This is a genomic window from Sphingomonas sp. (assembly GCF_019635455.1).
Classification (GTDB): Bacteria; Pseudomonadota; Alphaproteobacteria; order Sphingomonadales; family Sphingomonadaceae; genus Sphingomonas.
Genome location: NZ_JAHBZJ010000006.1, coordinates 145,656 through 167,015 on the forward strand (window position 1 = coordinate 145,656; position 21,360 = coordinate 167,015).

At 67.3% G+C, this 21,360-nt stretch carries 20 protein-coding genes; all 20 read right to left on the bottom strand.

The features are described from left to right. Window positions 1-16 precede the first annotated feature (16 nt). Window positions 17-1,000: a Rieske 2Fe-2S domain-containing protein gene (locus KF783_RS09570; RefSeq protein WP_294078577.1), complete on the bottom strand. Its 984-nt coding sequence runs from the start codon at window positions 998-1,000 to the stop codon at window positions 17-19. A 132-nt stretch (window positions 1,001-1,132) separates the two neighbouring features. Then, complete coding sequence (locus KF783_RS09575; RefSeq protein WP_294078579.1) at window positions 1,133-2,038, bottom strand: LysR family transcriptional regulator; 906 nt, start codon at window positions 2,036-2,038, stop codon at window positions 1,133-1,135. A gap of 61 nt (window positions 2,039-2,099) precedes the next feature. After that, a complete protein-coding gene (locus KF783_RS09580) occupies window positions 2,100-3,293 on the bottom strand; it encodes an amidohydrolase family protein (protein ID WP_294078581.1) in 1,194 nt (397 codons plus the stop codon). A 127-nt stretch (window positions 3,294-3,420) separates the two neighbouring features. Beyond that, window positions 3,421-4,659, bottom strand: coding sequence for an MFS transporter (locus KF783_RS09585; RefSeq protein WP_294078681.1), 1,239 nt, complete (start codon window positions 4,657-4,659; stop codon window positions 3,421-3,423). A gap of 25 nt (window positions 4,660-4,684) precedes the next feature. Further along, entirely contained in the window at window positions 4,685-7,024 is a 2,340-nt protein-coding gene (locus KF783_RS09590; RefSeq protein WP_294078582.1) for a TonB-dependent receptor, read from the bottom strand. A 258-nt stretch (window positions 7,025-7,282) separates the two neighbouring features. Further along, window positions 7,283-8,824 carry a FadD3 family acyl-CoA ligase gene (locus KF783_RS09595; protein WP_294078584.1) on the bottom strand — a complete coding sequence of 514 codons (1,542 nt, stop codon included), beginning with the start codon at window positions 8,822-8,824 and terminating at the stop codon, window positions 7,283-7,285. Further along, complete coding sequence (locus KF783_RS09600) at window positions 8,821-9,210, bottom strand: nuclear transport factor 2 family protein (RefSeq protein WP_294078586.1); 390 nt, start codon at window positions 9,208-9,210, stop codon at window positions 8,821-8,823. Before KF783_RS09600 ends, KF783_RS09595 begins: the two co-directional genes overlap by 4 nt. After that, the gene (locus KF783_RS09605) at window positions 9,203-9,679 is read right to left on the bottom strand and encodes a MaoC family dehydratase (protein WP_294078588.1); all 477 of its coding nucleotides are present in this window, start codon (window positions 9,677-9,679) and stop codon (window positions 9,203-9,205) included. Before KF783_RS09605 ends, KF783_RS09600 begins: the two co-directional genes overlap by 8 nt. Then, a complete protein-coding gene (locus tag KF783_RS09610; protein WP_294078590.1) occupies window positions 9,676-10,455 on the bottom strand; it encodes an SDR family oxidoreductase in 780 nt (259 codons plus the stop codon). Before KF783_RS09610 ends, KF783_RS09605 begins: the two co-directional genes overlap by 4 nt. Continuing rightward, the gene (locus KF783_RS09615; protein ID WP_294078591.1) at window positions 10,452-11,630 is read right to left on the bottom strand and encodes an acyl-CoA dehydrogenase family protein; all 1,179 of its coding nucleotides are present in this window, start codon (window positions 11,628-11,630) and stop codon (window positions 10,452-10,454) included. The genes KF783_RS09610 and KF783_RS09615 overlap by 4 nt, the downstream gene beginning before the upstream one ends. Further along, a complete protein-coding gene (locus tag KF783_RS09620) occupies window positions 11,627-12,664 on the bottom strand; it encodes an acyl-CoA dehydrogenase family protein (RefSeq protein ID WP_294078593.1) in 1,038 nt (345 codons plus the stop codon). The genes KF783_RS09615 and KF783_RS09620 overlap by 4 nt, the downstream gene beginning before the upstream one ends. 2 nt (window positions 12,665-12,666) lie before the next feature. Continuing rightward, window positions 12,667-13,569 (bottom strand): SDR family oxidoreductase, encoded by a 903-nt coding sequence (locus tag KF783_RS09625; protein WP_294078684.1) that lies wholly within the window; start codon window positions 13,567-13,569, stop codon window positions 12,667-12,669. A 2-nt stretch (window positions 13,570-13,571) separates the two neighbouring features. Next, a complete protein-coding gene (locus KF783_RS09630; RefSeq protein ID WP_294078595.1) occupies window positions 13,572-14,723 on the bottom strand; it encodes an acetyl-CoA C-acetyltransferase in 1,152 nt (383 codons plus the stop codon). Between the two features lie 6 nt (window positions 14,724-14,729). Next, window positions 14,730-15,665 carry an acyl-CoA dehydrogenase family protein gene (locus tag KF783_RS09635; protein ID WP_294078597.1) on the bottom strand — a complete coding sequence of 312 codons (936 nt, stop codon included), beginning with the start codon at window positions 15,663-15,665 and terminating at the stop codon, window positions 14,730-14,732. Beyond that, the gene (locus KF783_RS09640) at window positions 15,665-16,828 is read right to left on the bottom strand and encodes an acyl-CoA dehydrogenase family protein (RefSeq protein ID WP_294078598.1); all 1,164 of its coding nucleotides are present in this window, start codon (window positions 16,826-16,828) and stop codon (window positions 15,665-15,667) included. The genes KF783_RS09635 and KF783_RS09640 overlap by 1 nt, the downstream gene beginning before the upstream one ends. Beyond that, on the bottom strand, window positions 16,828-17,577 hold the full coding sequence (locus tag KF783_RS09645) for an enoyl-CoA hydratase family protein (protein ID WP_294078600.1): 750 nt from the start codon (window positions 17,575-17,577) through the stop codon (window positions 16,828-16,830). Before KF783_RS09645 ends, KF783_RS09640 begins: the two co-directional genes overlap by 1 nt. After that, a complete protein-coding gene (locus KF783_RS09650; RefSeq protein WP_294078602.1) occupies window positions 17,577-18,671 on the bottom strand; it encodes a nitronate monooxygenase in 1,095 nt (364 codons plus the stop codon). The genes KF783_RS09645 and KF783_RS09650 overlap by 1 nt, the downstream gene beginning before the upstream one ends. Before the next feature lie 4 nt (window positions 18,672-18,675). Then, window positions 18,676-19,584, bottom strand: a complete 909-nt coding sequence (locus KF783_RS09655) for an enoyl-CoA hydratase (protein WP_294078604.1) — start codon at window positions 19,582-19,584, stop codon at window positions 18,676-18,678. Then, window positions 19,581-20,369, bottom strand: a complete 789-nt coding sequence (locus tag KF783_RS09660; RefSeq protein WP_294078606.1) for a ketoacid CoA transferase — start codon at window positions 20,367-20,369, stop codon at window positions 19,581-19,583. Before KF783_RS09660 ends, KF783_RS09655 begins: the two co-directional genes overlap by 4 nt. Continuing rightward, window positions 20,369-21,253 carry a CoA-transferase gene (locus KF783_RS09665; protein WP_294078608.1) on the bottom strand — a complete coding sequence of 295 codons (885 nt, stop codon included), beginning with the start codon at window positions 21,251-21,253 and terminating at the stop codon, window positions 20,369-20,371. The genes KF783_RS09660 and KF783_RS09665 overlap by 1 nt, the downstream gene beginning before the upstream one ends. Window positions 21,254-21,360: the final 107 nt, after the last annotated feature.

Sequence of the window (21,360 nt, forward strand, 5' to 3'; positions counted from 1 at the left end):
CGGCGCGATGGGGGAATTATTCGGCCGCGACCGCAAGTTCGCCGCCTTCGGGACCGTCGGCGTAGAACTGTTCGAAATATTTGCGGAAACGCAGGATCGGCCCGTCGCCGTCGCACAGGAACGGCCGTTCGAGATGGATCTTGTTCGCCCAGATGGGAATGTCGCCCTCGACCCCGGCCTGGCCACAGGTGTTGGCGATCGCCGCCTTCACCGCCGCTTCCTGCGGCGAGCCGGGCTCGACCCTGGGATGGGTGAAACAGAAGCGCAGTTCGACATCGTCGCGCTCGACCGGGGTCGCGATCACCAGCAGGCTGAGCTCGACGATACCCTTCAGCCGGGTATATTTCTGGCCGGCACCGTTCTGCACCGTTTCCACCGAATAGGGGATCTGCCGGGTTTCGCCATCGATCGGCACGGTGCGGTGGCCGCGCGCGACGCTGCGGCGCTGGACGCCGTCATAGCTGGTTTCGCCCTCCGGCACCGCGTCCATCTGATGGACATAGGCGAAATGGGCGACATCGACGCCGTTCTCGGCGATTTCCTGCGGGTTGCTGGCAAAGCGCCATTCGCGCTTGGTCGGTTCGGCCCACTCGGCGTCGGTGAATTCGGGATAGTCGATGACGTCGAACGCCGGTTCGGCATTGTCGGGATGATACCAGGCCCAGATCACGCCCGATTTCTCGACCAGCGGATAGGCGCGGGTCAGTGGTTCCCGTTTCGCACGCGGCGGAAACGCCTTGGCATAGGGGATCTTGCTGCAAAAGCCGTCGGGGCGATACTGCCACGCGTGGAACGGGCAGCGGATGCTGTCCCCCTCGACCGTGCCGCCGATGCCGAGATGCGCGCCGAGATGCGGGCAATAGGCGTCGAGCAGTCCCGCCTCGCCCTGTTCGTTCCGGAAGAGGACGAGGTCGCGACCGAAATAGCGCAGTGCGCGCACATCACCGATCGCCAGATCGCCGCTATAGCCGATGCCAAACCATCCGAACGGAATGGACATCGGGAATCGTTCGACCTTTGACACGGGCCGCTCTCCTATCATCGCGTCTGTTTGGCAGCATACTAGCCGGACGAGACGCAAAGGTAAGACAGTCGCGGTGTACGCTTTGTACACAAAGGTGGACAATTGCCGCTATTTGCGGCGGGCAATGTCCTTCGCCATGGCGGGGCGCACCTTCACCCGCGACACGCTCTTGACCAGATAGTTGATGAACGCGCGCGAGGAGGCGGGCATGATGCCCGGCGAATAGACCGCCCAGCACTCGCGGTCATAATAGGCCCATTCCTCGTCCAGCGCGACGACCGATCCGTCGATCAGCGAATCGATCAGGATGCTGACCGGCAGGCTGGCGATGCCGATTCCCCGTCGCACCGCGCTGCGCAGCGCGATCCCGCTGTTGCTGCGCCAGCGTGGATCGACCTTCACCTCGATCCCGCCGTTGAAGACGAGCGTCGAGCTGAGATCGGTCAGGCAGTCGAAATTGCGCAGGTCGGAGGGGCCGGTCGGCCAGCCATGCTGATCGACATAATCGCGCGAGGCGCACAGACAGTGGGAGAGATAGCCGAACATCCGCGCCTTGCGGTTCGAATCGGACAATTGTCCGTAGCGGATGACGAGATCGAACCGCTCCTGCGCGACGTCGCCTTCGTCGAGATAGGCGATCGGCTCGATCTTGATCCCCGGGTTGCCGCGGCTGAAATCGGCGAGCAGGGTGGACATATAGTCCGATCCGAAGATGTCGCTGAGGCCGATGCGCAGCCGGCCGACCGGCTCCGCGCTGTAGCGCCCGATCGCATATTCGACGTTGCGGAGCCGTTCCTGAAGCTCCGAACATTCGCCATGGAACACCTTGCCCGCGTCGGTCAGCGACAGGCGGCGCGTGGTGCGGATCAGCAACTGGGCGCCAAGCCGGTCCTCAAGTTCCTGGACGGTCTTGCTGATGAACGATTTGGAGACGCCCAGCTTGCGCCCGGCGGCGGTGAAGCTGCCATAGCGTACGACCGCCAGAAATTCCTCGATCCCGCGCCATTCCGACATGATTCACCCCCGCCCAACATCGCTGCCGGACGGGGGTGCGGAACCTGCGACCGTCCGATGCCTATTCGGCCGCGTGCTTGAGGAAATTCTCGCGCTTCGGACCGATCCGCTTCGCGATATCCCACATGGCCTTTTCGTCAACGTCATAGAGTTCGAGCGAGTTGGTGCCGAGCATCTTCTGGATATCCTCGTCCGGCAGACCGCCCAGGCTCTCGATCATCTTCTGGAGCGTGTTGGGCCAGGTGCCTTCGGGATGCGGATAGTCGGTCCCCCACAGGATGCGGTCGATGCCGATCTCGTAATAGGACTGGGTCGTCTCCTCGTCCGGCAGCGCCGAACAGCCGACCCACACGTTGCGGGCGAAATACTCGCTCGGCTTCATGCTCATATTGGCATAATAATCGCCCAGCTTGCCGCTGGTGTGCTTGGCCGAGGCGCGGATGTCCATCAGCTGAAGGATCCAGGGGAACCAGAACTCGCCGCCCGCTTCGGTAAAGCAGACCTTGAGGTCGGGATAGTCCTCGAACACGCCGCCGAACGTCATCCCCCATAGCGGGCGCGTCATCCAGAACGCATATTCGCACAGATAGGTGCCGATCCAGCCGGGCTGGCTGATGTCATAGCCGGGCGAGGCGCCCGAATGAAAATGCAGCGGCATTTTCATTTCCTGAAGCATCGCCCACACCGGATGATATTTGCGGTGATTGTAGAGATCGAACTCGCCGGAAAAGGCGGGGAAGAACACGCCCTTCAGGCCGTTTTCCTTGGCCCACAGAATTTCCTTCTTCGTCTCTTCGATGTCGTACAGCGCCGGGACGACGGCCAGGCCGATGCGGCGATGCGGATCCTCCTGGCAGAAATCGGCCATCCAGCGGTTGTGGGCGCGCGCGCCGGCCCATTGCAGCTCTGCCCGGTCGCGGGAGGGCTTGAGGCCGATATCCGCGCCAAAGGGCGGGGCGTTGCGTTCGGTGATGCCGTCGGGGAACAATACTTCCGCCACCACGCCGTCGCCGTCGAGGATCTTGTTGCGCATCGCGCCGTCCCACGCGCCCTCAAGCCCGTCGCCGACCTTCGCCCGCCATTTGGTGTTGAAATCGTCGATCAGGAACTGCTTTTCATGCTCCTCGCGCGCCTTGATCTCGAGCGGCACGGTCTCGTCGAAAATCTGGTGATATTTGGAGTCGAGATAATCCCGGTAACGCTCCGGGGGGAGGCCGGCATGGCCGTCCGACGAAATGACGAGATAGCGGTCCATAATCCTTCTCCGGCATCGTTATGGTCTGGCGCTGCGGTGCCGGTGCCGCCGATGGGCGACGCCGGTTGCGCTTGGCCGGCAGTTTAGACGCGCGCGACACCGGATAAAGCGGGGCGGCAAGAACGCTTTATTGCCCTGAGTGGACAATGGCCCGGGAAGCGGCACCGCGAACGACAAAGCCTAGCGCCGCCACCGCCAGCACGATCGCCAGCGCGAACGGCGCGTCGTGCCAGCGTCCATAGGCGGCGGTCGCGATGATCGGCGGCAGGGTGATCGAGGCGCCAGCGATGAACGAAACCGCCGTGGCGATCGCGACCTGCTGCTCGTCGGTGCCGGCGAGCGAGGCCTGCGCGCTGTAGCCCGGCCTGCCTAGACCATAGCCGAAGCTGGCGACGATGAAGCCGATCGTCGCATGGAGCGCCGAGTCGCCAACCAGTGGAATCAGGTTGCCGAGCAATGCCAGCGTGCCGCCCAGCTGGGTCATCCGGCGCGGGGTGATCGCCACGAGGCGCGGTAACGCCCATTGCGCGGTGAGCGCGGCGAGCGCGCCGCCGGTCATCGTCAGCCCGATCAGCGTCTGTGCGGCCGCTGGTGCATCGCCGCTACGGTCGATCAGCACGAAGCCGGTGGTATAGATGTTGATCGCCTGCGCGCAGCACAGGAAGATGCCGAAATTGAGCGGGGCGGCGGTGGCGGGCTGGCGCCAGATGTCCTGAAGACGCACATGGCGCCCGGCCGCCGGAACGCTGGCCTGCTCCGGGTGACGGCGCCGCTCGTGGGGGAGCAGCAGGAAGGACGCGGCGAGGGTCAGCAGGCCGATCATCATATAGGCGAGCATCGGCCCGGTCGCGCCGAGTGGGCGCATCATCAGGAACGGCGCGACCGCCGGGCCGACGATGGTGCCAAGGCTGAGCGCCCCGGCGAGGCTGGTGAGCGCGCGGGTACGATCGGCGCCGAGCGTGTTGCGCGCGACGAGCGTCTGGGTGGCGATCGCCGAGGCCGATCCCAGCAGCCCGAAGATCGCGCGCAGGAAGAAGAAGATCAGGAAACAGGCGAGCGGCCCGACGATCCCGTTCATGCCGAGCGCGACCGCGCCGGCGCACCCCGCCATCGACAGCGAAAAGCCGATCAGCCCGGCACGGATGAAGAGGTTGCAGCCATGGCCGGCGACGTGCCGCGTCCAGAAAGGCGAACTGATCGCCCAGGTGAACGCGGACAGCGAAAAGATGCTGGCCACCAGATAATCGGCCATCCCGATCATCCGGCCGATCGCCGGCATGATCGAGATAAGACCGGTATTGCCGATCGCGGTGAGGAAGGTGACGACCCCCAGGAAAAGGATCAGCGGTCCGACCCGGGGATGCATCACGTCCGTCGCTCTTGGCCGGGGATCAGAACCGGATCCGCGCTTCCGCGCCAAAGGTCCGCGGATCGCCATATTGGCTGAGCGTCAGCACCGACAGGTTGATCGCGCTGACCTTGTACTTGGTGTCGGTCAGGTTCTTGCCCCACAGCGCGAATTCGAGCCGGGCCTTGCCGCCCAGATCGATCCGCGTCAGCCCCAGCCGCGCGTCGAGCAGGCCATAGGCCGGCAGCACCGCGAGCGGATCGGGGGTGATGTTGGTATATTGCGAGTCGCGCCAGCTCCAGTTCACGCTCGCCTCGACCGTCGCGAACCCGGCATCGGCGCGATACAGGGCGCCGAGCTTGTAATTCCATTCCGGCACGCGCGGGATGACATAGGTTTTGGTGACGTCGGTGCCGTTGGGCAGCACGAAATCGGTATAGCGCGCGTCGATATAGCCGCCGCCGAAGCTGAACGTCAGGCCGCGGACCGGCTCGACATTGCCCTCCACCTCGACCCCGGTGAACTGCGCTTCGCCGGCGTTGATGATGTTGGTGGTGACCAGCGAGGGGACGAACACGCCCGCCTGGAAATCCTTGTAGATCGAATGATAGGCCGCAACGTCGAGCCGGATGCGGCGATCCGCGCTCGCATATTTGAAGCCGAGTTCGAACGAGGTCAGCTTTTCCGGGTTATAGGGCGTCGCGAACGCATCGTTGGTGGCGGCGGTGTCGTTGATGCCGCCGCTCTTGAAGCCCGAAGCGACCCGGCCATAGACCGAGAAGGTCGGCGCGAACTTGTAGAGGATGTTCAGCTCCGGATTGAAGCTCGACCAGTCGCCGCTCGCGGTCAGCGGATAGAGGTCGGTATAGCCGATCCCGCCAGCGCCCGGCCGCGCGCCCGCCGCCGGCTGGCCGCTGCGCGTGATCGGGTTGCCCGCGGCGTCGCGCCGGAACACGCCCGAACTGGCCGATGCCGGATTGGTGCGATAGGCGGTGTTGGCGAGCAGTAGCTCATAAGCCGACTTCTCTTCCTTCGTGTAGCGCGCGCCGACGGACACGGTCAGGCGGTTGTCGAGCGCCGAAGGGCTCCAGGCGAGCTGGCCATAGCCGGCATAGGAGTTCGAATTGCCGCCGCGCTGAGAGACGTCGAAGGTCGAATTGCCGCCGAACTGGAAGTTCCAGCGCGGGTTGAACACGTCATAGGCGTCGTCGAGGTAGAAGGCGCCGAGCGTGTAGCGCAGGTCGCCCACCGATCCGATCGCCTGAAGCTCCTGGGTGAACTGGCGATAGTCGTTGTTCAGCGTGAAGCGGAACAGGTCGAGCGGGCTGCCGTCGAAATCGCTCTGCGAAAACGTCTTGGCGGTGCGCCACGCGGTGATCGACTTGAGCACCATGTCGCCCACACCCGGTTCCCACTGCACGGTCACGGCGTGACCGGTGGTGCGGAAATCGCTCTGCAACGCGCTCTGCGCCGCGATGGTGCGCGTGCGCCCGGTGACGACATAGGGTGCGAGCATCGCGTTGATGAACGCGGTCGATCCCGATCCGGTCACCGCCGTGGTCGCCAGCTGGCTGGGCGTGCCGTGGCTGTCGGTGATGTCATAGGCATAACGGACGCTGAGCGAATCCACCGGACGCCACATCAGATCGACGCGGCCCGACCAGGTATCGGCCTCGCCGAAATGGGTGTTGTTGAACGAATTGCGGTAATAGCCCTTGAGCTGCTTGGTGGTGCCGCTCAGCTTGAGCGAGAAGCCCGCCACCTCGGGAAGATCGACCACCGCCTTGGCATTGAACAGGCCATAGCTGCCGACATTGGCCGACACCTGGCCGCCGAATTCGCCGGTCGGTTCCTGCGTGATCAGGTTGACCGCGCCGCCGATCGTGTTCTTGCCGTAGAGCGTCCCCTGCGGACCGCGCAGCACTTCGACGCGTTGCAGGTCGATCGTGTCGAACGCGGCGCCGGTGGATTTGCCGATCGGAACGCCGTCCAGATACAGGCCGACCGGCTGGTCACGGGCGAGGCTGGTGTCGGCGGACGGCGAAAGACCGCGGATCGTGATCAGCGGGCCAAAGGTGTTGCCGATCGTCTCGTTGATCTGAAGGTTCGGAACGACGGTCGCGATGTCGGTCACGGTGCGGACCTGGGCGCGATCGAGTTCGGCGGGGCTGACCGCCGATACGGACAGCGGCACATCGATCAGCCGCTCCTCGCGGCGCTGCGCGGTAACGACGATCTCGCCCGACTGGGCGGGGTCGGTGGCATCCTGCCCATCGACGCCCTGCGCGGCCGTGGTGGACGGTGCCTCATCCGCCTTGGCGAATGCCTGAGCCGGCATCAGCGCGATGACAGGCAACGCGGCATAAAGATGGAACTTACGCATAATAGCCCTCTCCCTTCTCGACTGGCGACCTGAACGGTCCGCTCTGTTCGCTGCCTGCGGTCGTTTCGCGCCGCGCGGCCATTGAGCCGCTATAGCGCATTTCAAAGAAAACATTGTCCGCAGGGACGACTTATTTGTTCACGGATAGGTTCAGTATCTTGGCATTTATGAACTAACCAATTGATTTAACATATTGTGACGCACGGGATTGTTTCCGCACGAGGCGGATTGTCTTCTCTCCATGACTTTGACTCGCGATCACATAGGCAGATCCGACTTCACGACCTTGCCCGCAGCATTGATCGGAAGCCGCTCCACGAACGCGATTTCGCGAGGGGATTTGTAATTCGCCATATTCTCCCGCGCCCAGGCGAGCAGATCGGCGGCGGTCGGCGCGGCGGTGGCGCGCGGCACCACGAACGCCTTGCCCACCTCGCCCAGCCGGGTGTCGGGAATGCCGATCACCGCCACCTGCGCGATGTCGGGATGCGCGGCGAGCAACCGTTCGACCTCGGCCGGATAGACGTTGAAGCCGCCGCAGATATACATGTCCTTCTTGCGATCGGTGATCCGCAGATACTGGTCGGCATCGAGTGCGCCGACATCACCGGTATGCAGCCAGCCATCCGCGTCGATCGCGGCGGCGGTCGCGTCGGGATCGTCGAGATAGCCGAGCATCACGCCGTTGCCGCGCACCAGGATCTCGCCGGTTTCGCCGACCCCCAATGTGCGGCCATCGGCATCGGCGATGCGGACCTCGCTGCCATGGATCGCGGTGCCGCAGGTCTGGGCGATGCGCAGCGCCGGGTCGCCCGGCCGGCAACTGGTGATGATGACGCATTCGGTCATGCCATAGGCGGTGACGATGTCCGCAATGCCCAGTTCGTCGCGGATGCGTGTGACCAGGCTGGGCGGCACCGTCGCCGCGCCGGTCGTGCCGCCACGCAGGCTCGATCCGTCGAAATCGCGCTCCTCCTTGCGAGCCAGCAGCATCTGAAAGATCGTCGGCGGTCCGGGGAGGAAGCTGATCCGCAGCCGCTCGATCGCGGCGACGGCGGCTTCGACATCGAAACTCGCCATCGGCACGGCGGTCGCGCCGACCAGCAGGCACGCGACCCAGCCGACCTTTGTCCCGAAGGCGTGAAAGAAGGGATTGGCGATCAGATAGCGGTCGCCATGACGCAGCTGGCAATTGGCGATCCATTCGGCACAGGGCGGCAGCACGCGGCCATGCGTCATCAGCACGCCCTTTGGCGCACCGGTGGTCCCGCTGGTGAAGGGGATGTCGGACAGCGTATCCGGGCCGATTCGGTCCAGCGCGGCATCGACGCGCGGATCGCCTGCCCCGCGCCCGGAGGCGAGGAAGGCGTCGAGGCCGGTGTCGAGCTTCACAAGGCCATCGAGCGCGGGCAGCGTTTCATCGGCCAGCAATGCGGGATAGTCATTGCCCAGAAAGTCGCCGACGGTGAACAGCAGGCGGACGCGTGCGCGGCGCAATATGTCTCCCGCCTCCCGCCCTTTCAGCCGGGTGTTGAGCGGGACGATGGCCGCGCCGCAGCACATCGCGCCGATCGCCGCGACGATCCAGCCATAGCCGTTCGGCGCCCAGATCGCGACGCGGTCGCCGGCGCCGATGCCGCGCGCGATCAGCGCAGAGGCGGCGGCGCGAGAATCGGCCCAGAGCCGCGCGAAGCTGACGGTCCGTTCGCCATCGATCACCGCCGCCAGATCCGGCCAGCGCGCGGCCGCGTCGCGCGCGGCGTGCGGGATGGTGGGGGGCAGCGGCGATGCGCGCGTCATGCCTGGTTCTCCGCGATCGCGCGTTCGTTCGCGGCTCCCCAGAATGCGCGCATTTCGACGATGCGGTTCGCGCCGTCGAAGCGAAAGGTATCGATCGCGTCGATCATCCGCCAGCCGTCGGCGCGGCGCAGCCGGATCGAGAAGGGAAAGGCGGCGTGATCGTCGGTCAGCCGGATCGGCCCGTCGAGCGCCAGGCGGATGTGCAGCCCCACTGCCCGCCGGTAAAAGGTACGGATCGCGTCGGTTCCGCGCAGCGGCGCGGTGCCGACCGGATCCTCGACCGTGGCGTCGTCCGCGAACAGCGCGACGATCCGTTCCGCATCGGCGCACGCGAACGCAGCGACATAGGCGTGGACCGCCTCGATCATCTTCGCGGGATCAGCCATCGGCCGTCTCCGGGAAATAGCGGCTGATCGTATCGACAACACAGGCGGGACGCGCGCCCCCCTCAATCTCCACCGTGACCCGCACGGTGGACTGGATCGCCGCGTCGCGCGGGGCGACGGCGACGATCTCGCCGGTCGCGCGAATGCGGCTGCCGACCGGAACCGGGGCGAGGAAGCGCAACCGGTCTGCGCCGACATTCACGGCATGGGCAAAGCCGCGCACCTCGATCAGCTGGGGCAGGAAATGGTTGACCAGCGACAGGGTGAGATAGCCATGCGCGATCGTCGCGCCGAACGGCCCGGTGCGTGCGCGATCGGGATCGACATGGATCCACTGGCGGTCCTCGGTCACCTCGGCAAAGCCGTCGATCCGGTGCTGCGCGATCTCCAGCCAGTCGGTGGGGCCGAGCATCGTCCCTTCCGCACCGAGCAGCGCGTCGGGGCTGGAAAAGATCGCCGGCCCGCTCATGCGCGCTGACTCGATACGGAGACGATCTCGCCGGTCATGTAGCTGGCCAGGTCGGAGGCGAGGAAGATCATGACGTTCGCCACCTCCCACACCTCGGCCGGGCGGCCGAACGCTTCGCGCTGCGACAGCGCGGCGAGCAGGTCGTCGCTGGTCACCTTGGCGAGGAAGGCGTGCATCGCGATCGATGGCGCCACCGCGTTGATCCGCACGCCATGTTCCGCCGCCTCCAGCGCGGTGCAACGGGTGAAGGCCATCACCCCCGCCTTCGCCGCGGCATAATGGGCCTGTCCCTTTTGCGCGCGCCAGCCGAGCACCGAGGCATTGTTGACGATCGCACCGGTCCCCCGCGCGCTCATGTGCGGCAGAAACGCGCGGGTCATGCGGAAGACCGAGGTGAGGGTGACGTCGAGCACGCGGTGCCATTGCGCGTCGCTCATCTCGACCACCGGGACCTCGCCGCCCAGCCCGGCATTGTTGATGAGCACATCGACATGGCCCAGCGTGTCGATCGCCGCCGTCGCGAGTGCATCGACCTGATCCTGGGCGGTGACGTCGCACAGGCAGGTGGCGGGCGCGGGCAGGCCGGTTTCCGTCGCAAGCCGCTCGGCCGCCTCGCCCAAACGGCGTTCGTGCCAGTCGCTGATCAGGACGCGCGCGCCTTCCTCCATCGCCCGGCGGGCGACGGCATAGCCGATGCCGGTGCCGGCGGCGGCGGTGACCACCACGGTTCGGTCGGCGAGCAGGTTGCGGGGCGGGGGATAGGGGGGAGGGATCATCGGTCGCCTCGCACTTCGCGGGGAAGGCCCAGCGCACGCTCGGCGATGAGGTTGCGCTGAATCTGGTTGGTGCCGCCGTAGATCGTGTCGGCGCGGCTGTAGAGATACAGGTTGGCGAGCGGGCCATAGCCGCCGTCCGGACCGTCGAGAATTTCCCCGGCCTGACCGGCCACGTCGATCGCGAGCTCGCCGAGCGACCGGTGCCAGCTCGCCCACTGGATCTTGTAGGTGAGCGCGGCCGCGCTTTCCTCGAGCTGGGACGCGCGCGAGAGCATGCGCAGCGCGCCATAGCGCATCAGCTGAAGGCCGATTTCCGATTCCGCCAGGCGCTGGCGGATCAGCGGGTCGCGGGCCGCGTCGTTGGCGCGCGCCTGGGCGACGATGGCGTCGAGTTCGTTGCGGAACTGCATCTGCTGCGCGAGCGTGGAGACGCCGCGTTCGAAGCCGAGCAGGGCGGTCGCCACTTCCCACCCCTGGCCCTCGACGCCCAGCAGTGCGTCGGCGGGGCAGCGGGCGTCGGTGAAGAATACCTCGTTGAATTCGGCCTCGCCATTGATCTGGCGGATCGGACGGACTTCGACCCCCGGCTGGCGCATATCGACGAGGAGGAAGCTGAGGCCGTCGCGCCCGCGCGACCCCTCGGCGGTGCGCGCGACGACGAAGATATGGTCGGCGAACTGGGCGAGGCTGGTCCAGATCTTTTGCCCGTCGATCACCCATTCGTCGCCATCGCGGCGGGCGCGGGTGCGGATCGCGGCGAGATCGGACCCGGCGCCCGGCTCCGAATAGCCCTGGCACCAGATATCGGCGCCGGCGGCGATGCCGGGCAGGGTTCGCGCCTGCTGCGCGGGCGTGCCATAGGCCAGGATGGTCGGGCCGATCAGTTCGACCCCCATATGGTTGAGCCGGTTGGGCGCGCCGGCGCGGGCATATTCCTCGGCAAAGATCACCTGCTGCGTCAGCGTCGCGTCGCGCCCGCCCCATTGGCGCGGCCAGCCGATGCATGACCAGCCGTCCGCCGCCAGCCGCCGCTCCCAGTCGCGGCGCCGTTCGGGCTTGGCGACCAGGTTGCCGATGCCGCGGATATCGGCGAAATCGCCGTGCATCCGCGCCTGGAGCCAGTCGCGGCATTCGGCGGCAAACGCCTGTTCGTCCGGAGTGAATCCCAGCCTCATGCGGCACGGTCCAGCAGCGCGGCGGCGACCTGTTCGCGGTGCCAGGCGGACGACCCCATCATCGCGGCGATCGCGCGGGCGCGCTTGAAATACAGGTGCGTATCATGCTCCCAGGTGAAGCCGATGCCGCCATGAAGCTGAAGCATGTCGGCCGCCATGCGGGTGAAGGCGTCGGCGCAGAACGCCTTTGCCGCGTGGACGGCGGTGCCGGCGTCGGAGGTTCCCTCGTCCAGCGAACAGGCCGCCCAATAGATTGCCGAGCGGGCCTGTTCGAGATCGACCTTGCGGTCCGCCAGCCGGTGCTTGATCGCCTGAAACGAGCCGATCGGGCGCCCGAACTGCTGGCGTTCGAGCGTATAGGCCACGGTGGCGTCGAGCGCCGCCTGCGTGCCGCCGGTGGCTTCCGCCGCCAGGCAGAGCAGGCCGGCGGCGCGTGCCTGGCGGACCGCGTCCGGCGGAATTGTGTGCGCCGGCGCCCGGTCGAGGGCGATCCGTGCATAGGGGCGGGTGGCGTCCATCGTCGCGCGCGGTTCGACGGTGACCCCCGGCCCGCCGAGCGCGATGCGCCAGCCGCGCCCCCCGTCGAGCAGCAGCAGATGATCGGCGACCGCGCCATGCGGCACGAAGTCGGCAATGGCGGTCACGCTGCTATCGTCGGCGATCACCTCGCCATCCGCCTCGCCCGCAGTCGCGATCGCATCGCCGGCCAGGCAGGCGGCAAGCGGCGCCCGCGCGTCGTCGCGCATCGCGCGGGTCGCCATGATGTGACCCAGCAGCGGTATCGCGGCTACCCGCTCGCCGGCCGCCATCGCCACCAGCGCGAATTCGACCATGCCCAGGCCGGCGCCGCCGCGCGCTTCCGGCACCGCGATGCCGCCCAGTCCCAGCTCGCCGCAAAAGGCGCGCCACAATTCGCGATCCAGCCCGCCGGCATCCATCGCCGCGCGGGTGCGCGCGCTCGTCGCGCCTTCCGCAAAGAAGGCGTTGGCGGTGTCCGCGATCATGCGCTGTTCGTCGGTGAGCGCGAAATCCATGTTCAGCTGCCCCAAACCCGGCGCGGCGGTTGCCGCTGTTCGAGAAGCCGGGTGACCGCCGAACCGACCTCGGCGGGCGCCCAGCGCACGCCCGCGTCGATGAACGGTCCTTCGCGCCAGCCATCCTCGATCATGATCTTGCCGCCCTCCAGTTCGAAGACGCACCCGGTCACCCCGGCGCTCTCCGGCGAGCCGAGCCAGACGACGGCGGGGGCGACATTGGCCGGGTCCATGACGTCGAAGCCGCGGCCCGGCGTCGCCATCTTGTCCGCGAACGCCTGTTCGGTCATCCGCGTGCGGGCCGAGGGCGCGAGCGCGTTGGCGGTGATCCCGTAACGGCCCAGTTCGGCGGCCTGCACCAGCGTCAGCGCCGCGATCCCGCCCTTCGCGGTCGAATAGGCGGCCTGGGCGATCGATCCCTGAAGCCCCGCGCCGCTGGTGGTGTTGATGATCCGCGCGTCGGGATCGGCGCCGCCCTTCTGCTTGGCGCGCCAATGGTTGACGGCGTGGCGGCTGAGGCAGAAATGGCCGCGCAGATGGACGTGCATCGTCGCGTCCCATTCCTCCACGGTCGCCGAAACGAACATCCGGTCGCGCACGATTCCGGCATTGTTGACGACGACGTGCAGGTCGCCGAACGCGTCCAGCGCAGCATCGACGATCCGCCCCGCCGCCTCCCAGTCGGTCACGTCGTCGTAATTGGCGACGGCATGGCCGCCCGCCGCGACGATTTCCGACACCACCGCGTCGGCGGCGCTGGTGTCGCGCCCCGCGCCGTCCAGCGCGGCGCCGATATCATTCACCACCACATTCGCTCCCTCGGCAGCGAAGGCGAGGGCATAGGCACGACCCAGGCCCCGGGCGGCGCCGGTGATGATGACCGTACGATTGTCGCAAATTCCCATCGTCACAGCCTCTCGATGATCGTCACATTGGCCTGGCCGCCGCCCTCGCACATCGTTTGCAGGCCGTAGCGGCCACCGGTGCGTTCGAGTGCGCCGAGCAGCGTCGTCATCAGCCGCGCGCCCGTGGCGCCCAGCGGATGGCCAAGGGCGATCGCGCCGCCCTGTACGTTCACCCTTTCATGCGGAACGCCCAGTTCCCGCATCCACGCCATCGGCACGCTGGCAAAGGCCTCGTTGCATTCGAACAGGTCGATATCGTCGATCCGCATCCCCGCCTTTTCCAGGGCGCGGCGGGTGGCGGGAATGGGGGCGGTGAGCATCCACACCGGGTCGTCGGCCAGCACGCTCATATGATGGATGCGCGCGCGCGGGGTCAGGCCGTGATCCTTCACCGCGCGTTCGGACGCGATCAGCAATGCCGCGGCGCCATCGGAATTCTGGCTGGCGATGCCGGCGGTGATCCGACCGCCCTCCTGCACCGGTTTCAGCGCGGCGAGGCCGTCGAGCGTCGTGCCGGGTCGGATCGTCTCGTCGCGGTCGAGGGCGTCGAGCGGTGCGACCTCGGCGTCGAACCAGCCCTGGTCCCATGCCGCCTGCGCCCGCTGGTGGCTGGCGAGCGCGAACGCCTCCATCGCCGCGCGGTCCAGCCCCCATTTCTCCGCGATCATCTCGGCCGAATTGATCTGGTTGACTAGCCCGTCGCCATAGCGGGCGACCCAGCCGGTCGAGCCGGTGAAGGGATCGCCGAAGCCATAGGGCTGTCCGGCGAACATCGCGGCGCTGATCGGGATCGCGTTCATCGCCTGGCTGCCGCCGGCGACGACCAGCTCCTGGGTCCCGCTCATCACGCCCTGCGCGGCGAAATGCACCGCCTGTTGCGAGGAGCCGCATTGCCGGTCGATCGTCGTTCCCGGCACATGCTGGGGCAGGCCGGCCACCAGCCAGGCGGTGCGGCCGATGTCACCGGCCTGCGGCCCGATCGTATCGCAGCACCCCCAGACGCAATCGTCCACCGCGCCGGCGTCGATCCCGCTGCGGTCGATCAGCGCGCGCAGCGGGTGCGCGGCCAGATCGGCGGGATGGACCCCGGCCAGCGACCCTTTCTTGCGGCCCATCGGGGTGCGGACGGCGTCGATGATATAGGCTTCGGGCATGGATCCTCAGGCAAAGCTGTGTTCGGGGCCGATCGGATGCGCGCCGTCGAGCAGCGCCGCCTCCATTCGGTGATAGTGGAAATTGCGATCGCCCCATGCGCCGACCAGCGCCCAGCAGCGCTTCATCCAGAAATGGAGATCGACCTCATAGGTATAGCCCATCGCGCCATGGACCTGGATCGCGGTTTCGGCGGTGAGCCAGGCGGCGTCCCCGGCGGCGAGCCTGGCATGGCTGACGTGCAGCGGCGCGCTGGCGATCCGCGTCTGCATCGCGTCGGCGGCGCGAAGCACGACCGGCCAGGCGAATTCCAGCGCGACGGCACAATTGGCGAGATGGTGCTTCACCGCCTGAAACGCACCGATCGGCTGGCCGAACTGTTTGCGCAGCTTGGCATAATCGGTCGCCTGATCGCGCATCGCCTCGCCGATGCCGATCAGCTGGGCCGCGCCCATCAGCGCGCCCAGATCGAGCAGCAGCGGATCGTCGCTCGCCGGCTGCGTGGAGCGGGCGAGCAGGCGCAGCGGATCGACGCTGTCGAGCGGTTCGCCGGTGCCGTCGGCGGTCCAGCCATTCGCCGCGTGCGCCAGCGGGACCGTGCGGTCGCCCGCGACGATGGCGCCGATCTCCTCAACGCGGTCGTGCGCGGCGAGCCAGGGGACCGCGACCAGCGCGGTATCGACCAGCGGTTCGGCAAGGCAGGCGCGCCCCGCCTCGCGCGCGACCAGCGCGCCCTCGACCAGCCCCAGCCCCATGCCTCCCTGCGCTTCGGGCGCGAGCAGCCCGGTCAGGCCCATTTCCACCAGCCCCTGCCAGATCGCCGGGTCGCGCGGACGCTCCTGCTGGTCGAGCCGGCGCAGCACATCGGTGCCGTGTGTGCCGGCAAGATAGTCGCGCACCCCGGCGGCCAGCGCCTCCTGATCTTCGGTCAACCGGAACGCCATCACCCGGCTCCCATGCGGGGCAGGCCAAGCAGGCGTTCGGCGGCGATGTTGCGCTGAATCTCGTTCGACCCGGCATAGATCGGGCCGGAGAGCGAGAAGATATACCCTTCCAGCCAGTCATTGGCGGCACCGTCGGCGCGCTCACGCAATTCCGCCGCCGCGCCCAGGATCAGCATCGCGGTGCGGTGCATGTCTCGATCGAGCTCGGACCAGAAGATCTTGTTGAGGCTCGCCTCCGCGCCGATCCGCCCCCCCGCCATGATCTTCGCGGCGACCATATAGGTGTTGTAGGCATAGGCCTGTGCCGCACCCCACGCCGCGACCACCTTTTCGCGCAGGGCGGGGGAGGCGCTGTCGCGATGCGCGCGAAGCAGATCGACCAGCCGCCGCGCGGTCGCCTGAAACCGTCCGGGAGAGCGAAGCATCAGGCCGCGTTCGAACCCGGCAGTCGCCATCGCCACCGACCACCCGTCGCCCTCGCCGGCCAGCCGGTTGTCCACCGGCACGTGGACATCGTCGAAAAACAGTTCGGCAAAGCCCGGATTGCCGTGCAGCTGGCGGATCGGGCGGCGGGTGATGCCGGGCGTATCCAGATCGAAGAGCAGGAAGCTCAGCCCCTTGTGACGGCTGCTGCCCTCCTCGGTCCGGAACAGGCCGAATCCCCAATCGGCGAAGGCGGCGCGGCTCGACCAGGTCTTCTGTCCGTTGATGACATAATGGTCGCCCTCGCGCCGGGCGGTCGTCTTGATCGCCGCCATGTCGCTGCCGGCGTCCGGTTCCGACCATGCCTGCGCCCAGATGACGTCGCCCGCCGCCATCGGCGGCAGGAACCGCGCCTTTTGCGCGTCATCGCCATATTCCATGATCGTCGGGCCGAGCAGGAAGATCCCGTTCTGGTTGGCGCGCAGCGGCGCACCCGCCCCCCAATATTCCTCCTCGAAGATCAGCCATTCGATGAGGTCGAGGCCGCGCCCGCCATAGGTTTCGGGCCAGGTCACCATGCTCCAGTTGCCGCTGGCGAGTTCGCGTTCCCATGCGACATGCTGATCATATCCCTCGCGGCATTCGAGCGTCGTCAGCGGTGCGGGCGGCAGATGCGCGGCGAGCCAGCTGCGCACCTCCTGCCGGAACGCCTGCTGCGTGGGGGTGAAGGCGAGGTCCATCAGAATTTGGCCGCCTTGCCGGTTTCGACGAACGCGTCGCGCGACCGCTGGCTGTCCTCGTGCATGTACATTTCGAGGGTGAAGCCCTGTTCCCAGCGATAGCCGTGATCGACGTCGCGCGGTTCGAGGCCGTTGAGCGCTTCCTTCGCGATCACCAGCGCCTTGCGGCTCTTGCCGGCGATGGTCGCGCAAAAGGTGCGCGCCTCGGCCAGCAACGCCTCGCGCGGGACGACGGTTTCGATCGCGCCCAGGCGATGGGCCTCGGCGGCCGGGATTCGCCCGCCGGTGAAGAAGGCGGCACGCACCTTGTGCAGCGGCAGCATCCGCGACAGATGGCTGGCGCCGCCCATCGCGCCGCGATCGATCTCCGGCAGTGAGAAATAGGCGTCGTCGGCGGCGATGATCGTGTCCGATGCGCCGCAGATCCCGATCCCGCCGCCGATGACGAACCCATGTACCGCGCTCACGACCGGAACCTCCGCATCGCGCACCGCCTTGAAGGTCAGGTAATTGCCGCGATTGAGATCGGTGATCCGTTCGGGATGCGCCTGCATCTCCTTGATATCGACGCCGCCGCAAAAGCCCCTGCCTTCGGCGCGGATCAGGACGCAATGCACGTCCTCCCGGGCCGAAACCTGGCGGATGATGCCAGGCAGTTTGAGCCAGGTCGTGGAATCGAACGCGTTGACCGGCGGCACGTCGAACACGATTTCGGCGATGCGATCGCTCACGCTCCAGTTGATCGGCATCAGTCGGCTCCTTCGCGCACGGGCTGCGCGTCGCGTGTCATGAGGGCGTCGATCCGCGTGCGCGCCTCGGCTTCGATGCGGGCGACGAGGTCGGCGCAGCTCGGCAGGTCGTCCAGCCGCCCGGCGACCTGGCCGGCGGCCATCAGCCCGTTCCGCGAATCGCCCTCGACCACCGCGCGCTGGAGCAGCATCGGCGCGGCGGCGGCGAGCATCGCCTGGGACAGCGGCTGTTCGCCATGCGCGGTCATCGCGCGCGCCGCGCCGATCATCGTCCGCCAGCTCGCGCCGGTCTCGCGCTTCATCTCCAGCCCGGCGATCAGGCCGCGCCGCCACTTGCCCAGCGCGCCGCCGGCAAGAATGCGGTCGAGCATCGGGTTGCGGATCATCCGTTGCGGGATGCCGTCGATCCGGTCGGTGACCAGGATGTCGGCGGTCGTTGCGCCGGTATAGGCCGCCTTCACCGCCGCCGGGACCGGGCTGTCCGCCGTCATCATGAAGCGCGATCCCATCGCGATGCCGTCCGCCCCCCAGGCGAGCGCGGCGGCAAGGCCACGTCCGTCCGCGAACCCGCCGGCCGCCGCGACCGGCACATCGACCGCGTCGAGAATCTGGGGCAGCAGCACGGTGGTCGCCACCGATCCGGTATGCCCGCCGCCCTCACCGCCCTGTGCGGTGATCGCCTGACAGCCGAGCGCCACCATCTTCTGCGCGTGCTTGAGCGCGCCGACGGTCGGCATGCAGACGATGCCGGCGCGGCGGAACCGGTCGATCATCGACGCGTCGGGACCGCGCCCGAAACTCACCGCGCCCACATGATCGGCATTGGCAAGGATGATCTCGACGATCTGCGCCGCGCCGGGCTGGAAGCTGTGGAAATTGACGCCGAACCTATGCCCCGTGCGGCGGCGCGTTTCGGCGATCGCGGCGTCGAGCTGCGTCGGCGTCATCACCGCGCCGGCCAGAAACCCGAACGCCCCTGCCTCGCTGGCTGCCGCGACGAGCTGCGGCGTCGCGATCCATCCCATCGCGGTCTGGATCACCGGCACGCGACATCCGAGCAGGCGGGTCAGGCGGGTGGCGAGCGGGGCGGTCATCGCGTCAGTCTTCGCCCGCCTGCTTCTTGTTGGCGCGGGCCATCGCCTTGCCGTCGAAGCCGGCGATATAGTCGCCCTTCACCAGCGTGTTGTTGGCGTGCGCGAAGTGATGATAGCCGAACGCGGCGTCGATCCCGGCATTCTTGCCGGCCAGCGTCTCCATGTGATTGCACGCCTGTTTGGCGAGTTGCAGCGCGAGCCGGGGCTGCTGCGCGATCCGGCCCGCGACCTTCGCGACCTCCGCGTCCAGATCGGCGCGCGCGACGACGCGGTTGACCATCCCCATCTCATAGGCGCGCTGGGCGCTCATCCGCTCGCCCAGGAACAGGAATTCCTTTGCGATCCGCACGTTGAGTTCGTGACAATGCGCGAAATACTCGAGTCCCGGAAACCCCATCTGAAGCACCGGATCCTGGAAAAAGGCATCGTCCGACGCGATGATCAGGTCGCAGATCCAGGCAAGCATCAGCCCACCGGCGATGCATCCGCCATGGACCTTTGCAATCGTCGGCTTGGGCAGGTCGCGCCAGCGCTTGCACATGCCCAGATATTGTTCCTGCTCGCGGATATAGGCCTTTTCCGCCCCGGCCTTGTTCGAATGATCGTACCACATCAGCCGGCGGTCGACCGGCGCGTGGAAATCGCGTCCGGGCGATCCGATGTCGTGGCCGGCGCTGAAATGCTTCGCGTCCGATGTGAGGATGATGCATTTGACGGCATCGTCATCGACCGCGCGGCGGAAGGCGTCGTCCAGCGCATAGGTCATCTGGCTATTCTGGACGTTGTGGAATTGCGGCCGGTTCAGCGTGACCGTCGCGATCCCGTCGTGCGCGGCGTAGAGGACCGGCGCGTCGGTTTCGTAGACATGGTCGCTCGGGGTCGGCGGCTCGATGCCGTCGTCGAACTGGCTCATGCAGTGGCTCCGCTTGCAGGTGGGTTGCCGGCGATCGCGCCGGCGCGCAGATCATGCGGGTCGAGCCGCGCGATGATGGCGAGCTGTTCCGCATCCGGAAGCGGAGTCTCGCCCGCGACCGCGTCGATCAGGTCGAATCCGGTCGCCCGCTCGACATCGATCAGCGTCACGCCCGGATGCAGCGAGATGACGCGGATCGCATGGTCCGGTCCGCCGAAATCCATGACGCACAAATTGGTCACGATGCGGTGCAGCGCGATGCCCGAATAATTGGCGCCGGCGATCCGTCGCGCCGGATTGTAGCCGGGGCTGGACACCCGATCGACTTCGCCCGCGACGAACACGCGCGGCGAATGGACGGGGATGAACATCGAATTGGGATGGTAGATGCCGTTGCCGGGAAAGCCGCGCGCGCCCAGCATCTGGGTTTTCGGCTGGCGGTGCGTACCGCCCAGCGCCGACAGGTTGGTCTGGCCGAACCGGTCGATCTGGGTCGGCGTCACCATCGCGTGGCGGCGGCCGGTCCACACCGCCGCGTCGAAAAAGCGCGAGAAGGGGAGGTAGCCCGCGCGCCGGGGCAGATCATATGCGCGCGGACCGATCGGGACCGGCTGTTCGACCAGATATGCCTCGCCATCGGTCATCATCAGGCCGGGCGAGTGGGTAAGCTTGGCCAGGCTCGCGCCCAGTCGCGGGACCGGGCCGATGCCGGTCGCGATCCGCTCCTGGTCGGTCCGGAAGGCGTCGGCGCAGGCGACGATGCAGAGTTCGGCAAGCGTCGCCATCAGTAGATCGCCAGCGGCACGTTCATCACCGCCTCCGTGCCGCCCACGCGGTTCAGATAGGCCGCCTCGTCCGCGCCGACGAAATCCGGGGCCACCGCGTCCCAGTCGCCCGGATCGCGCGCCGCCTGCGCATAGGATTTGAACCAGCGCATATCCGGCCCGTGCAGCGGCGGCATCGACGTGGGGTGCGCTCCGCCGGGTAGTTCGACGACGCCGGAAACGAAGCTGCGCTCGACGATATTGGCATGCACATCGCCGGGATGGCTGTCCTCCATCGCCGCGACCAGCTCCTCGCAGCTGACGAAGCAGCGCGCGGCGGCGCGGGCGAACCATTCGTCATAATAGGTGTCCGGCCCGAGGGCCTGGAGGTTGCCGCGCCGGTCACAGCGATGGACGTGGATCAGCGCCGCATCGAGCGGGATCGCCGGCATCGCCACCAGCACTTCGCCGTCGCCATAGGGCGATGTCACCGTCTTCAGCCCGCCCAGTTCGATCAGGTCGGTGCCAAGTCCGACACGGGTCGGCAGGAAGGGCAGGCCGAACGCCGCCGCCTTCAGCCCCCATTGGAACATCCCCTCGTCCAGTTCGAGCACCTCGATCTCGCCCGCCTCGCGTGCCTTGCGGAACCAGGGTTCGAGCGGGATCGCGTCGAGCGAGACGAAGGCGAAGACGAGCTTGCGCACCTTGCCCGCCGCGCACAGCATGCCGACATCCGGCCCGCCATAGGAGACGATGGTCAGGTCGCGAAGGTCGCTGCGCAGGATTTCGCGGACCAGCGCCATCGGCTTGCGGCGCGGACCCCAGCCGCCGATCCCCAGCGTCATGCCGTCGCGCAACTCGCCGACGATGTCGGCGGCGCTCATCCGTTTGTCGATCGCCTTCAACGGCCCTCTCACCTTTTATTTCGGCACAGGATGGGGACGGCGCGGGCGGGCCGATACTCCCATTTGGGGGCCTCGCCTTGCCGCTGCGGCATTTAGGGTTCAGGCTC